The 14,786-nt window shown below is 72.2% G+C and carries 9 protein-coding genes; all 9 read left to right on the top strand.

Annotated elements, in window-relative coordinates; genetic code table 11:
- Positions 1–119 precede the first annotated feature (119 nt).
- The 9 genes from smc (at position 120) to gyrA (ending at position 14,553) form a co-directional block, all read left to right on the top strand.
- The gene (gene smc, locus BN3794_RS08195; protein WP_066095881.1) at positions 120–3,626 is read left to right on the top strand and encodes a chromosome segregation protein SMC; all 3,507 of its coding nucleotides are present in this window, start codon (positions 120–122) and stop codon (positions 3,624–3,626) included.
- Positions 3,627–3,695: 69 nt separating this feature from the next.
- Positions 3,696–4,385, top strand: a complete 690-nt coding sequence (locus BN3794_RS08190) for a lysozyme inhibitor LprI family protein (protein ID WP_147675708.1) — start codon at positions 3,696–3,698, stop codon at positions 4,383–4,385.
- Between the two features lie 109 nt (positions 4,386–4,494).
- Complete coding sequence (zipA, locus tag BN3794_RS08185) at positions 4,495–5,232, top strand: cell division protein ZipA (protein WP_066095875.1); 738 nt, start codon at positions 4,495–4,497, stop codon at positions 5,230–5,232.
- A gap of 170 nt (positions 5,233–5,402) precedes the next feature.
- Positions 5,403–7,901, top strand: coding sequence for an NAD-dependent DNA ligase LigA (ligA, locus tag BN3794_RS08180; protein WP_066095872.1), 2,499 nt, complete (start codon positions 5,403–5,405; stop codon positions 7,899–7,901).
- Positions 7,898–8,368 (top strand): GNAT family N-acetyltransferase, encoded by a 471-nt coding sequence (locus BN3794_RS08175; RefSeq protein WP_066095869.1) that lies wholly within the window; start codon positions 7,898–7,900, stop codon positions 8,366–8,368. Before ligA ends, BN3794_RS08175 begins: the two co-directional genes overlap by 4 nt.
- On the top strand, positions 8,365–9,312 hold the full coding sequence (epmA, locus tag BN3794_RS08170; RefSeq protein ID WP_066095866.1) for an EF-P lysine aminoacylase EpmA: 948 nt from the start codon (positions 8,365–8,367) through the stop codon (positions 9,310–9,312). Before BN3794_RS08175 ends, epmA begins: the two co-directional genes overlap by 4 nt.
- An 86-nt stretch (positions 9,313–9,398) precedes the next feature.
- Entirely contained in the window at positions 9,399–10,070 is a 672-nt protein-coding gene (locus BN3794_RS08165; protein WP_425476711.1) for a DUF3011 domain-containing protein, read from the top strand.
- 34 nt (positions 10,071–10,104) lie between these two features.
- Entirely contained in the window at positions 10,105–11,187 is a 1,083-nt protein-coding gene (gene mtnA / locus BN3794_RS08160) for an S-methyl-5-thioribose-1-phosphate isomerase (protein WP_066095864.1), read from the top strand.
- Positions 11,188–11,826: 639 nt separating this feature from the next.
- Positions 11,827–14,553 (top strand): DNA gyrase subunit A, encoded by a 2,727-nt coding sequence (gene gyrA / locus BN3794_RS08155; RefSeq protein WP_066095861.1) that lies wholly within the window; start codon positions 11,827–11,829, stop codon positions 14,551–14,553.
- The last annotated feature ends 233 nt before the right edge of the window (positions 14,554–14,786 follow it).

Here is a 14,786-nt window from a genome sequence, read left to right as displayed (position 1 = left end):
GCCCGGCCCCGCCTGCGGCGCGTGGCCGATCCCGTGCCGGATCAAGCGCTTGCCGCCGGCCACCTCCGTATTACCGCCGCTGCGGCGCCGCCCGCGCCCCGCCCGGAAACCACTGCCCGATGCGCCTTTCCACGATCAAGCTGTCCGGTTTCAAGTCGTTCGTCGATCCGACCACGATGCACCTGCCGACCAACATGACCGGCGTGGTCGGGCCCAACGGCTGCGGCAAGTCCAACATCATCGACGCGGTGCGCTGGGTGATGGGCGAAAGCTCGGCCAGCCGCCTGCGCGGTGACTCGCTCACCGACGTGATCTTTTCCGGCTCGTCCTCGCGCAAGCCGGTGTCGCAGGCGACGGTGGAGCTGATCTTCGACAACGCCGACCACGCCATCGCCGGCGAGTACGCCGCCTATAACGAGATCTCGGTCAAGCGCACGGTCAGCCGCGACGGCTCCAGCGCCTACTACCTCAACGGCGCCAAGTGCCGCCGCCGCGACATCACCGACCTGTTCCTCGGCACCGGCCTGGGCCCGCGCAGCTACTCGATCATCGAGCAGGGCATGATCAGCAAGGTCATCGAGGCGCGCCCGGAGGACCTGCGCATCTACCTGGAGGAGGCCGCCGGCATCTCCAAGTACAAGGAGCGGCGCAAGGAGACCGAGACCCGCATCCGCCACACCCGCGAGAACCTGGACCGCCTCAACGACCTGCGCGAGGAGATCACCAAGCAGCTGGCGCACCTGCAGCGCCAGGCCAGGCAGGCCGAGCAGTACCAGCAGCTGCAGGAGGAGCGCCGGGTCAAGGACGCGGAATGGAAGGCGCTGGGCTACCGCGGCCTGGACGGGCGCCTGCAGTCCCTGCGCCAGGCCATGTCGCAGGAAGAGACCCGCCTGCAGCAGCTGATCGCCGAGCAGCGCGAGGCCGAGAGCCGCATCGAGACCGGGCGCGTGCACCGCGACGAGGCCGCCGAGGCGCTGGCCCGTGCCCAGGCCGAGGTGTACCAGGTCGGCAGCACCCTGGCGCGGGTGGAACAGCAGATCCAGCACCAGCGCGAGATGGCCCAGCGCGTGCACAAGGCCCACCAGGAGGCGCTGACCCAGCTCGGCGAGCTGGCCCGCGACATCGGCGGCGACGAGGCGCGGCTGACGGCCCTGCGCGCGGCGGTGGCCGAGGCCGAACCGCGCCTGGAGCAGCTGCAGGAGGAGGCCGAGGCCAGGCAGGAGGCGCTGCGCGAGGCCGAGGCGCGCCTGGCCGACTGGCAGCAGCGCTGGGAGACGCTGGCGCGGGAAAGCGCCGAGGCATCCCGTGCCGGCGAGGTGGAACGCACCCGCGTGGACTACCTGGACCGGCAGTCGCTGGAGGCCGGCCGCCGGCGCGAGGCGCTGGAAGCCGAGCGTGCCGGCCTGGACCTGGATGCGCTGGCCGAGGGCTTCGAGCAGATCCAGCTCGAGCACGAGACCCGCCAGGCCGCGCTGGACGGGCTGAACGAACAGGTCGAGCAGCGCAAGCAGGCAGTGTCCGAACTGGGCGAACGCCAGCGCGGCATGCAGGCGGAGCTGGCCCAGGTGCGCCAGCAGGCCCAGGCCGCACGCGGCCGCCTGTCCTCGCTGGAGACCTTGCAGCAGGCCGCGCTCGGCCAGGAGCAGGGCGCCGCGGTGGCCTGGCTCAAGGCGCACGGGCTGGATTCGGCCGCGCGCGTCGGCGAGCGCCTGCAGGTCGAGCCGGGCTGGGAGACCGCCGTAGAGAGTGCGCTGGGCCCGCTGATCGAGGGCGTGCTGGTGCAGTCGCCGGCGGCCCTGGTCGAGGCCCTGGCCGACCTGGACGAGGGCCGGCTGGCACTGGTGGCCGACGATGCCGGCGCCGATCCCGGTTTCGCCCCGACCTCGCTGGCCAGCCGGGTACGCGGGCCGATCGCCATCCGCCGGCTGCTGGCGCGGCTGCACGGGGCCGACGACCTGGCGCAGGGGAGCGAATTGCTGGCCACCCTGGGCGAGGGCGACTCGGTCATCACCCGCAGCGGCGAGCGCCTGGGCGAGGGCTGGGTGCGGGTGTCGCGGCAGGGCGCGGCCAAGCAGGGCGCGCTGCTGCGCGAGCGCGAGATCCAGGCGCTGCGCGGGGAAATCGACGAGCTGCACGCGCGCGAGATGGCGCTGGACGAGCAGCTCACCGCCCTGCGCGCGCAGCTGCTGTCGGCCGAGCAGGCGCGCGAGGAAGCGCAGCGCCAGCTGTACATGGCCCACCGCGGCGTGTCCGAGCTGGCCGGCCAGCTGCAGGGCCAGCAGGGCAAGCTGGAGGCCGCGCGGACGCGGATCGCCCGCATCGAGGCCGAGCTGGGCCAGCTCGGCCAGGCCCTGGAGGGCACCGGCGAGCAGGCGCGCGAGGCGCGCGCGCACCTGGAGGACGCGGTGGTGCGCATGGCCGAGCTGGAGGAGCAGCGCCAGGCCCTGGAAAGCGAGCGCCGGCGCTTCACCGAGACGCGCGACCTGGCCCGCGATGCCGCCCGCGGCGTACGCGAGGCCGCCCATGCCACGGCGCTGTCGCTGGAATCCCAGCGCGCCCAGATCGCCTCGCTGGCGCAGTCGCTGGAACGCATGGGCCACCAGCGCGGCCAGCTGGAGAACCGGGTCGGCGACCTGTCGGCGCAGCTGGACGAAGGCGACTCGCCGGTCGAATCGCTGGAGCAGGAACGCCAGGCGGCGCTGTCCGAGCGCGTGCGCACCGAGCGCGTACTCGGCGAGGCGCGCAGCGTCCTCGACGGCATCGACCAGGAGCTGCGTGCGCTGGAACAGACCCGCCAGCAGCGCGACGAGCAGGCCATCGCCCAGCGCGAGCGCATCGCCCAGCGCCGCCTGGACCAGCAGGCGCTGGCGCTCAGCGCCGAGCAGCTGTCGGCGGCGGTGGCCAAGGCCGGCTTCGTGCTCGAGGACGTGATCAACGCCCTGCCCGAGGACGCCGACCCGGGCGAATGGGAACAGGCGGTGGCGCAGATCGACGCGCGCATGCGCCGGCTGGAGCCGGTCAACCTCGCCGCCATCCACGAGTATGGCGAGGCCGCCCAGCGCGCCGAGTACCTGGAATCCCAGCATGCCGACCTGACCACCGCGCTGGAGACCCTGGAGGAGGCGATCCGCAAGATCGACCGCGAGACCCGAGGGCGCTTCAAGGACACCTTCGACCGCGTCAACGCCGGCATCCAGGCGCTGTACCCGCGCCTGTTCGGCGGCGGCCACGCCTACCTGGAGCTGACCGGCGAGGACCTGCTCGACACCGGCGTGGCGATCATGGCGCGGCCGCCGGGCAAGCGCGTGTCCAGCATCTCGCTGCTGTCCGGCGGCGAGAAGGCGATGACCGCGGTGGCGCTGGTGTTCTCCATCTTCCAGCTCAACCCGGCCCCGTTCTGCCTGCTCGACGAGGTCGATGCGCCGCTGGACGAGGCCAACGTCGGCCGCCTGGCCAACATGGTCGGGGAGATGAGCGAGAAGGTGCAGTTCCTGTTCGTCACCCACAACAAGTCGATGATGGAGGCCGCGCGGCAGCTGTCCGGCGTGACCATGCGCGAGCCGGGCGTGAGCCGCCTGGTGAGCGTGGACCTGGCCGAGGCCAGCCGCCTGGCCGGTGCGGCGTGAGCCCGACATTTGCTTCGTCCGGGCCGCGTTGGAGATAATCGACGGGCAGCTTTCCCCGGGGTTCCGCGCATGTCCTCGTTTCCATCTTGGAGCGTTCTGCTATCGGGCATCCTGCTGTTTTCCCCGCCGGCCGTGGCCGGTTCGCCGCCGGCATTGGTCGATTGCGCATCCAGCTCCGCGGTGGACCGATTCGTGTGCGCCACGCCTGCGCTCGACCGGTCGCTGGTACGTATCGGCCAAGTCTACGAGCAGGCCGGGCGCAGCGCTGACTCCGATGTCCGCTTCCTTGCAGCCAAGGACAGGGCCTTTTTCGCCAAGCGCCTGAGGAACTGCAACAATGCGCAGGCCCCTCAGGCGCGGGCACCGCGTGATTCGCCGCGGGCCTGCGCGGCCTGGGTGATCCAGGAAAAGGAGCACGCGCTCGCGAAGCCCCCGACCGCCGGCATGCTGAAGGCGCAGATTGTCAATTCTGGCTTTCTGGACGTGGAGACGGTGGAGCGCTTTCCACAGGAATTCGTCGGTGTCGATGCCAGCTTCGCCGTGCAGGTCGACTTGGAGAAGACCGGTCCGTCCAGCCTGGGCGGCACATTCACTCAAATCGGGTCGAAGCGGCGCCATCCTGTCGTGGTGCCCGACGCCAAGCCCGCCACGCTCAACTTCTTTTCGGTCCACCCGTCCGTCTTTTCGTGGTTCTTCGGGCACATGGAGCGGCAGCAAGGCGTCCTGACCCTGGTCATGGCCGACGACGGTGTCTACTGACATTGCAGTGCCGCGAGCGGCGCCGCGTGCAGGGATCGCCAAGGCGAGTCCGGCATGACATGCTTGTCACAATGATTTGCCCCGAATCCAAGCGCCGGAGTGCCTGCTGATGTCCGAAATGGCCCTGTTGCGCATCGGCATCCTGGCCGCCGGCCTGCTGCTGATCGTTGCCATCTTCCTGTTCAGTCGTCCCAAGAAGCCTGCCCAGGGACGGCGCATCGAGACGCCCGAGCCGGCCGCGCGCGAGCGCCGCGAGCCGGTGCTCGGCGAGGACGGCGGCAGTGTCGATGAAGCCGGCGCCGGCGAGGGCGACGATGCGGTGCAGCAGGAACTGGGCCTGGACGAGGCCTCGGGCCCGGTCTCGTCCAGCGAGGTCGGCAAGCGCCCCAACCAGGACTTCGACCGGATCGTCTCGCTATTCGTGGCGGCCAAGGCCGACCAGGTGCTGCGCGGCGAGGACATCGTGGTGGCGGCCGAGAAGACCGGCATGGTGTTCGGCCACATGAACGTGTTCCACCGGCTGGTCGAGGGCCATCCCGAGCGCGGGCCGATCTTCTCGATGGCCAGCATCCTCAAGCCCGGCAGCTTCGACATGGCCAACATCCGCGACATGGAGACGCCGGCCATCGCCTTCTTCCTGACCCTGCCGGCGCCGATGACCGCGCTCGACGCCTGGGAGACCATGCTGCCCACCGTGCAGCGCATGGGCGAGCTGCTCGACGGCGTGGTGCTGGACGATGGCCGCAACGCCCTGGGCCGCCAGCGCATCGCCCACATCCGCGACGAGCTGCGCGCCTACGACCGCCAGCACGAGGCCCCGCCGCTGACGCGCCCGCCGCGCTGGTGAGCCGCGCCGGGCGCCGCGGCCAACGCACGCGGTGCCCACGTCCGCCGCCGTATCTTCGGTGACGGCGCATCCCGGGCTGCCGCCGTGCGGCGCGCCGGGTCATCCCCGCATCGCGGGCGCCGCGTTCCGTCCATGAACGACCCCGAACCACCAATGCCGGCTTCCAGCGCATGACCGCCAAGACCGATCCCGCCGCGCGCGCGGCCGAGCTGCGCCGCCGCATCGACGACGCCAGCCACCGCTATTACGTGCTCGACGAGCCGGACATCCCGGACATCGAGTACGACCGCATGATGCGCGAGCTGGAGGCGCTGGAGGCCGCGCACCCGGACCTGGTCAGCGCCGATTCGCCGACGCGCCGGGTCGGTGCGGCGCCGTCGTCGAAGTTCGCCCCGGTGGTGCACAAGGTGCCGATGCTGTCGCTGGCCAATGCCTTCAGCGAGGCGGAGGTGCGCGAGTTCGTGGCCCGCATCCGCGAGCGCACCGGCCGCGACGACCTGGTGTTCTCGGCCGAGCCGAAGATGGACGGCCTGGCGATCGGCCTGCGCTACGAGGACGGGGTGCTGGTGCAGGCCGCGACCCGCGGCGACGGCACCACCGGCGAGGACGTCACCGCCAACGTGCGCACCGTGCGGGTGATCCCGCTGCGCCTGCGTGCGCCGGACGACGCGGCCGGCGCCGCGTTCCCGGTGCCGCCGGTCCTGGAGGTGCGCGGCGAGGTGTACATGCCGCGCGCCGGCTTCGAGACCTACAACGCGCAGGCGCGGCTGCACGGCGGAAAGGTGCTGGCCAACCCGCGCAACGGCGCGGCCGGTTCGCTGCGCCAGCTCGATCCGCGCGTCACCGCGCGCCGGCCGCTGGCGTTCTACGCCTACGGCCTGGGCGAGGTCGAGGGCGGGGCCATGCCCGATACCCACTCGGGCATCCTGGCGTTGCTGAAGAGCTGGGGCCTGCCGGTCAGCGACCTGGTCGAGCGCGTCCACGGCGCCGACGGCCTGCTCGACTACTACCGCCGCATCGGTGCGGCGCGCGACGGCCTGCCGTTCGACATCGACGGGGTGGTCTACAAGCTCGACGACCTTGCCGGCCAGCGCGAGATGGGCTTCGTCGCGCGCGCGCCGCGCTGGGCCATCGCCCACAAGTTCCCGGCGCAGGAACAGACCACGGTGGTGGAGGGCATCGACGTGCAGATCGGCCGCACCGGCGCGGCCACGCCGGTGGCCCGGCTGCGGCCGGTGCACGTGGCCGGGGTGGTGGTCAGCAGCGCCACGCTGCACAACGCCGACCAGGTGGCGCGGCTGGACGTGCGCGTGGGCGATACGGTGATCGTGCGCCGCGCCGGCGACGTGATCCCCGAGGTGGTCAGCGTCGAGCTGGACAAGCGCCCGCCCGGTGCCGAGCCCTGGCACATGCCCGAGCGCTGCCCGGTGTGCGGCGCGCAGATCGTGCGCGAGGAGGGCGAGGCGGTGTGGCGCTGCTCGGGCGAGCTCAGCTGCCCGGCGCAGCGCAAGGAGGCGATCTTCCATTTCGCCTCGCGCCGGGCCATGGATATCGACGGGCTGGGCGGCCGCTTCATCGACGCGCTGGTCGATGGCGGCATGGTCGAGCGCGTGGCCGACCTGTACCGGCTGGACCTGGACCAGTTGCTGTGGCTCAAGCTGGTGCTCGGTGCCGGCACGCGCGCGGACCTGCTGGCCGAGGTGCACCCGCACCTGGCGCCGGCGGATTACGCCGGGCTGCTCAAGCGGGTGGACGCGCTGCAGGTGGAGGCCGGCGACGACATGGGCTGGCGCACCGAGCTGCTGCGCCAGGGCGTGCCGGCATTCGAGTGGAACCGCAAGAAGATCGCCACGCGCTGGGCCGAGAACCTGCTGCAGGCCATCGACCGCAGTCGCGACACCACCCTGGAGCGGTTCCTGTTCGCGCTGGGCATCGAGCATGTCGGCGAGGCCACCGCCAAGTCGCTGGCGGCCTGGCTGGGCGAGCTGGAGCTGATCCGCCACCTGCCGTGGCCGCTGTTCCGCCGCCTGCCCGACATCGGCGGCGAGGTGGCGCGCGCGATCGGCCACTTCTTCGACCAGCCGGGCAACCAGCGCGCCATCGACGAGCTGCTCGCTGGCGGGGTGCGCATCGGCGACAGCCACCCGCCGTCGCCGAAGCTGCGCGGGGACCTGGCACTGGCCAAGCTGCTGGAGGACTTCGAGATCCCCAAGGTGACCGCGGTGCGTGCGGCCCAGGCCGCCGCCGCGTTCGATTCGGTCGACGCCTTGCGCGCGGCCGGGCCGGCCGGGCTGGCCGAGGCCGGCCTGCCGGAGGCCGCCGCCCGGGCGCTGGCGGACTGGCTGGCCGGCAATGGCGAGCTGGCCGGGCGTGCGCAGCAGGCCATGGAGGCGCTGCGGGCGCGCCTGCCTGCCGGGGAGGAGGCGCCGGCCGGGCCGCTGGAGGGCGCCACGGTGGTGCTGACCGGCACGCTGGACGCGCTGACCCGCGACGAGGCCAAGGCGCGGCTGGAGGCGCTGGGCGCCAAGGTCGCCGGCAGCGTGTCGAAGAAGACCGATTTCGTCGTCGCCGGCGCCGAGGCCGGCTCCAAGCTGGCCAAGGCCGAGCAGTTGGGCGTGCCGGTCTGGGACGAGGCGCGGTTGCTTGCACTGCTGGAGCAGCACCGGTGAGCACGGCCCCGGACTGGCGCCGTGCCGGCACGGACGACCGCGCGTGCCTGCTGGCGATGATGCGCGACTTCTACGCCGAGGACCGGATCGGGTTCGACCCGGTGCGGGTGGAGCGCGCACTGGCGGCGCTGCTGGCGGAGCCGGCCTGCGGGGAGGCGCTGCTGTGGCTGGACGCGCAGGCGGCGGTGGTCGGCTATGCTGTGTGGACGCGCTGCTTCAGCCTGGAGCAGGGCGGCTGGCACGCGCTGCTCGACGAGCTGTACCTGGCCCCGGCCGGGCGCGGCCGGGGACGCGGCGCGCGGGCGCTGGAGATCGTCGCCGCGCGCGTGCGCATGGCCGGCCTGGCGCGCCTGCGGCTGGAGGTGAACCGCCACAACGCCGCGGCCCGGCGCCTGTACCTGCGCCGGGGCTTCCGCGACGAGGCCCGCGACCTGCTCACCCTGGACCTGGCCGGAGGCCCGGCATGAACCCGGAGCGATTGCGGCTGCGCGCGGCGCTGTACGCGATGCTGCGCGGCTACTTCGCCGAGCGCGGCGTGCTCGAGGTGGAGACGCCGGTGTTGTCCGCGGCGGGCAACACCGAGCCCAACATCGACAGCTTCCAGACCCGCTTCACCGGCCACGTGGACGCCGGCTCGCCGGTGCGCTGGCTGCGCACCTCGCCGGAGTATCCGCTCAAGCGTCTGCTCGCCGCCGGCGTGGGCGACTGCTACGAACTCGGGCGGGTGTTTCGCAACGGCGAGGCCGGCGGCCGCCACAACCCCGAATTCACCATGCTGGAGTGGTACCGGGTCGGCTGGGACCACCTGCGCCTGATCGAGGAGACCATCGACCTGGTGCGCCGTGCCCTGGCATTGGTCGGGCGCGACGCCACGCCGGTCGTGGTCGCCTACCGCGACCTGTTCCGCCAGGCCGTGGGCGTGGACCCGTTCGCCGACGAGCTGGATGCCCTGCGCGCGCCGCTGGCCGGCATCGCCATCGACCCGGCCGGGCTGGGCCGCGACGACTGGCTGGACCTGCTGTTCACCCACCGCATCCAGCCGGACTTCGCGCCCGGGCGTATCACCGTGGTCGTGGACTGGCCGGCCAGCCAGGCGGCGCTGGCCCGCATCCGCCCGGGCCAGCCGCCGGTGGCCGAGCGCTTCGAGCTGTACCTGGGCCGGTACGAACTCGCCAACGGCTACCACGAGCTGAACGATGCGGCCGAGCAGCGCCGGCGCTTCGCGCACGACCTGCAGGTGCGCCGCGCGCGCGGTGCGGTGCTGCCGCCGCTGGACGAGCGCCTGCTCGCCGCGTTGCCGGCGCTGCCCGACTGCGCCGGCGTGGCGGTGGGCGTGGACCGGCTGTTGATGGCCCTGTGCGGCAGCGATCGCATCGGCGACGTGCTGGCCTTCGATTTCGCGCAGGCGTGACATTCGCCGTCGCCGGCTTCCAGTATGCTGCCGGCGATCCGGGCCATCGCCCGGCGCTGCGGAACCGCACGGAGTGGGGCATGAGGTTGCGTTGGCTGTACCTGTTGCTGGGCATGCATGCCTGCGGCGCCTGGGCCGAGGCGTCGGCGGCCGCACCCACGGTGAAGTGCGAATCGCGCGACGGCGGCATGGTGCGCTGCCCGCTGCCGGCCGACGGCCCGGTGCAGATGGTGCGCCAGCTCTCGGACACGGCCTGCATCCGCGGCAGCCGCTGGGGCACCTACGACGGCGGCGTATGGGTGACCCAGGGCTGCCGTGCCGAGTTCATGGCGGCGGCCCCGGAGGCCGATCCCGGGCTGGTGCGGCGCGTGCTGCGCTGCGAATCCAACGGCGGCGTGCAGTCCTGCCCGGTGCGCCTGCGCGGCGCGCCGGTACGCCTGCTGCGCCAGCGCTCGGCACTGCCGTGCCGCGAGGGCCGCACCTGGGGCGTGCGCCGCAACGAGGTCTGGGTCTCGCGCGGGTGCGACGGCGATTTCGAGATCGGCAACGAGCAGGGCGGCTTCGTCGACGTGCCGTGGCTGGTCAGCTGCGAATCCAAGGGCAGCCTGCGCCGCACCTGCGGCGCCAGCATCGCCCACGGCGCCACCCTGTACCGGCAGCTGTCGCGCTCGCCCTGCGTGGAGGGCCGCAGCTGGGGCTGGGACCAGGACGGCGTATGGGTCGACGAGGGCTGCCGCGCCGAGTTCAGCGTGCGCTGAGCCCGCGCCGGGGACGGCCGCTACAATGCGGCCGATGAACACGACCGCTTCCGTGTCCGCGCCGGACATCGACTACGCCCGCTACGACCACGTCCGCCCGATCCGCTGGACCGGCGACGCCCTCGACCTGCTCGACCAGCGCAAGCTGCCGTTCGCCGTGGAATACGTGCGCTGCACCGACGGCGACGCGGTGGCCGAGGCGATCCGCAGCCTGACCGTGCGCGGCGCGCCGGCCATCGGCATCGCCGCCGGCTGGGGCACGGTGCTGGCCGCGCGCGACGTGCAGGCCGAGGACGGCGCGGCGGCACTGGCCGCGCTGGAGCCGGCCCTGCAGGCGCTCAACGCCGCCCGTCCCACCGCGGTCAACCTGGCCTGGGCGCTGGCAAGGATGCGCCGGGTGCTGGCCGCTGCCGGCGGGGACTGGCGGCAGCGGCTGGAACGCGAGGCGCAGGCCATCGCCGAGGAGGATCTGGCCGCCAACCGCCACATGGGCGAACTCGGTGCGGCGCTGATCGCCCCGGGCAGCGGCGTGCTGACCCACTGCAACACCGGCTCGCTGGCCACCGCCGGCTTCGGCACCGCGCTGGGCGTGATCCGCGCCGGGGTGGCGCAGGGCCGCATCGCGCGCGTGTTCGCCGACGAGACCCGGCCCTGGCTGCAGGGCGCGCGCCTGACCGTGTGGGAACTGCAGCAGGACGGCATCGACGCCACCCTGATCGCCGATTCGGCCGCCGCGCACCTGATGAAGACCGGCGCGGTGCAGTGGGTGGTCGTCGGCGCCGACCGGATCTGCGCCAACGGCGACACCGCCAACAAGATCGGCACCTACCAGCTGGCCATCGCCGCCCGCCACCACGGCGTGAAGTTCATGGTGGTGGCGCCGTCCTCCACGGTGGACATGGCCACCGCCAGCGGCGAGGCGATCGAGATCGAGCAGCGCGACCCCGGCGAGCTGTTCGGCGTCGGCGGCGTGCGCACCGTGGCCGAGGGCGTGCGCGCCTGGAACCCGGTGTTCGACGTGACCCCGGGGACGTTGATCGACGCCATCGTCACCGAGCACGGCGTGGTCGAGCGGCCGGACGCGGCGAAGATGCGCCGCGCCTTCGCGGCCGGCTGATCCCTGACCTGGCCGGCCGCGTTGCGGGCCGGGATTGCCGCGCCCCCGCCGCGGGGGCAAGCACGCAATGGACGCACGGCATCGCGCCGGCCGGCGCGGCGCAACGCCGCGTTCTTGCGCTGCGGCCGCTGCCGGGGTGCCGCGCGGACGGGCCCACTATGGCCCGCGCCGGGAAGCGGCCGGCCAGGTCGCGGACGCGGTGAAGATGCGCCGCGCCGTCTCTGCCCGCTGAGCCAGCTCCCGGCCGGCCGGGCGCGGACCGGGGGTGCCGCGCCTCCGCGGCATTCAGCGGCACGCGATGGACGCACGGCCGCGCTCCGGCCGGCAGTTGCGCTCCCGCGGTCTTGCGGATGCGGCCGGTGCATGGCGCCGGCAGTTGCGCGGTCCGGCTGCCGGCGAGCGGTGCTCGGCATGCGTCCGTGCAGGTTCCCTGCCGCGCCCGCGTCGCCGGCCGGGCCGTGGCGCTCGAGTGCTTCGCGCGGCCACGCCTAACCGGTTGATTTTCATGGTGGCGACCAGGCGGGAAAGGGGCGCGCGTGGTACAATTTCGCGCTTCGGGCAAAGCCTTGCCGACACCGTCCGCCGCGTTCGGATTCGTCGCCCGGCGGCGGGGCGATGTCGGCGCAAAACGGATATCGAATGAGCGATCACGCCAAGGAAATCATCCAGGTCAACCTGGAAGACGAGATGCGCAAGAGCTACCTCGATTACGCCATGAGCGTGATCGTGGGGCGCGCCCTCCCGGATGCCCGCGACGGCCTCAAGCCGGTCCATCGCCGCGTGCTGTTCGCGATGAACGAGCTCGGCGCGCACAGCAACAAGCCGTACTACAAGTCCGCGCGCATCGTCGGTGACGTGATCGGTAAGTACCACCCGCACGGCGATTCGGCGGTGTACGACACGCTGGTGCGCATGGCCCAGCCGTTCTCGCTGCGCTACCTGCAGATCGACGGCCAGGGCAACTTCGGCTCGGTCGATGGCGACTCGGCGGCGGCGATGCGCTACACCGAGGCGCGGCTGTCGCGGCTGAGCCACGAGATGCTGGCCGACATCGACAAGGAAACCGTCGATTTCCAGCCCAACTACGACGAGAAGGAACTGGAACCGACGGTCATGCCGACCCGGTTCCCGAACCTGCTGGTGAACGGTTCGGCCGGCATCGCGGTGGGCATGGCCACCAACATCCCGCCGCACAACCTGACCGAGTCGATCAACGCCTGCATCGCCCTGATCGACGACCCGGAGATCGACGTGGACGGGCTGATGGAATACATCCCCGGCCCGGATTTCCCCACCGGCGGCATCATCAACGGCACCGCCGGCATCGTCGCCGGCTACCGCAGCGGCCGCGGCCGCGTGCGCATCCGCGCGCGGGCCGAGGTGGAGGTCCACGACAACGGCCGCGAGGCCATCATCGTCACCGAGATCCCCTACCAGGTGAACAAGGCGCGGCTGATCGAGAAGATCGCCGAGCTGGTCAAGGAACGGAAGATCGAGGGCATCTCCGAGCTGCGCGACGAGTCCGACAAGGACGGCATGCGCATCTACATCGAGGTCAAGCGCGGCGAGTCGGCGGAGGTGGTGCTCAACAACCTCTACCAGCAGACCCAGATGGAGTCGGTGTTCGGCATCAACATGGTCGCGCTGGTGGACGGGCGCCCGCAGCTGCTCAACCTCAAGCAGGTGCTGGATGCGTTCATCCGCCACCGCCGCGAGGTGGTCACCCGGCGCACCATCTTCGACCTGCGCAAGGCGCGTGCCCGCGCCCACATCCTGGAAGGCCTGACCGTCGCGCTCGCCAACATCGACGAGATGATCGAGCTGATCAAGACCTCGGCCAACCCGGCCGAGGCCAAGGAGCGGATGCTGGCGCGGCGCTGGGAGGCGGGCCTGGTGGGCGCGCTGCTGGCCGCCACCGGCGCCGAGGCATCGCGGCCGGAGGACCTGCCGGCCGGCGTCGGCCTGATCCAGGGCCACTACCAGCTCACCGACGTGCAGGCCCAGCAGATCCTGGAGATGCGCCTGAACCGGCTGACCGGCCTGGAGCAGGACAAGCTCACCGAGGAATACAAGCTGCTGCTGGATACCATCGCCGGGCTGATCGAGATCCTGGAGAACCCGGACGTGCTGCTGCGCGTGATCCGCGAGGAGCTGATCAACGTGCGCGAGGAGTACGGCGACGAGCGCCGCAGCGAGATCCGCCAGAGCGAGGAGGGCCTGGACATCCTCGACCTGATCGCGCCCGAGGACGTGGTGGTCACCCTCAGCCATGCCGGCTACGCCAAGCGCCAGCCGGTGTCGGCCTACCGCGCGCAGAAGCGCGGCGGCCGCGGCCGCAGCGCCGCGGCGACCAAGGAAGAGGATTTCATCGAGCAGCTGTGGCTGGTCAACACCCACGACACGCTGCTGACCTTCACCAGCAGCGGCAAGGTGTTCTGGCTGCCGGTGCATCAGCTGCCGGAGGCCGGCTCCAACGCGCGCGGGCGCCCGATCATCAACTGGATCCCGCTGGAAGAGGGCGAGAAGGTGCAGGCGGTGCTGCCGGTGCGCGAGTACGCCGAGGGCCGCTACGTGTTCTTCGCCACCCGCAACGGCACGGTGAAGAAGACCCCGCTGAGCGAGTTCGCCTTCCGCCTGGCGCGCGGCAAGATCGCCATCAACCTCGACGAGGGCGATGCGCTGGTCGGCGTCGGCCTGACCGACGGCGGCCGCGACATCCTGCTGTTCGCCTCCAACGGCAAGACCGTGCGCTTCGGCGAGGAGACGGTGCGCTCGATGGGCCGTACCGCCACCGGCGTGCGCGGCATCCGTCTGGGCGCGGGCGAGAGCGTGGTCAGCCTGATCGTGGCCGACAGCACCGCCAACCCGCTGCTGGAGGAGGAGGCGCCCGACGAGGAGGAGGCCGGGGCCGCGACGGACGTGGCCGAGCCAGCGCAGGGCAGCGAGGACAACGAGCCCGACGCCTACGTGCTCACCGCCACCGAGAACGGCTACGGCAAGCGCACCCCGTTGGGCGAGTACCCGCGCAAGGGCCGCGGCACCCAGGGCGTGATCGGCATCCAGTGCTCCGAGCGCAACGGCCGGCTCGTCGCCGCGGTGCTGCTGAGCCGCGAGGACGAGGTGCTGCTGATCTCCGACGGCGGCACGCTGGTGCGGACCCGCGCCTCGGAAGTCTCGCGGGTGAGCCGCAATACCCAGGGCGTCACCCTGATCAAGCTCGGCAAGGGCGAGAAGCTGCAGGCGGTCGAACGCCTGGACGGTACGCTCGAGCAGGAGGGCGAGGACGGGGTCGATGCGGCCGCGGAAGCGGGCGAGGGCCAACCCGGTACCGAGGTACCGCCGGCGGGCCCGCAGCCCGAGGCCTGAGCCCCATGCAGCAAGCACACGACGCCGGCCGATGCCGGCGTCGTCGTTTCCGGGGCTGCGGTGCTGCGCAGTTGGCGGCCGCCAGGGCCGTCGCCGGTGCCTTGCCGCCGCCCCGTCTTCGTCTCGTTTCGCCCCTTGTTTGCACCTTCCGCGTGCGCTCGAAAAACATGCAAGTGAAATCGAATCCGCGGCCGTGTGCGCAGGACCGCGTGTTTTCCGGGCTGCGCCCGGAG

Source organism: Xanthomonas massiliensis (genome assembly GCF_900018785.1).
Classification (GTDB): Bacteria; Pseudomonadota; Gammaproteobacteria; order Xanthomonadales; family Xanthomonadaceae; genus Xanthomonas_B; species Xanthomonas_B massiliensis.
Note: the sequence above shows the minus strand (reverse complement) of the source record. Positions and strands in the feature narration are given on the sequence as shown.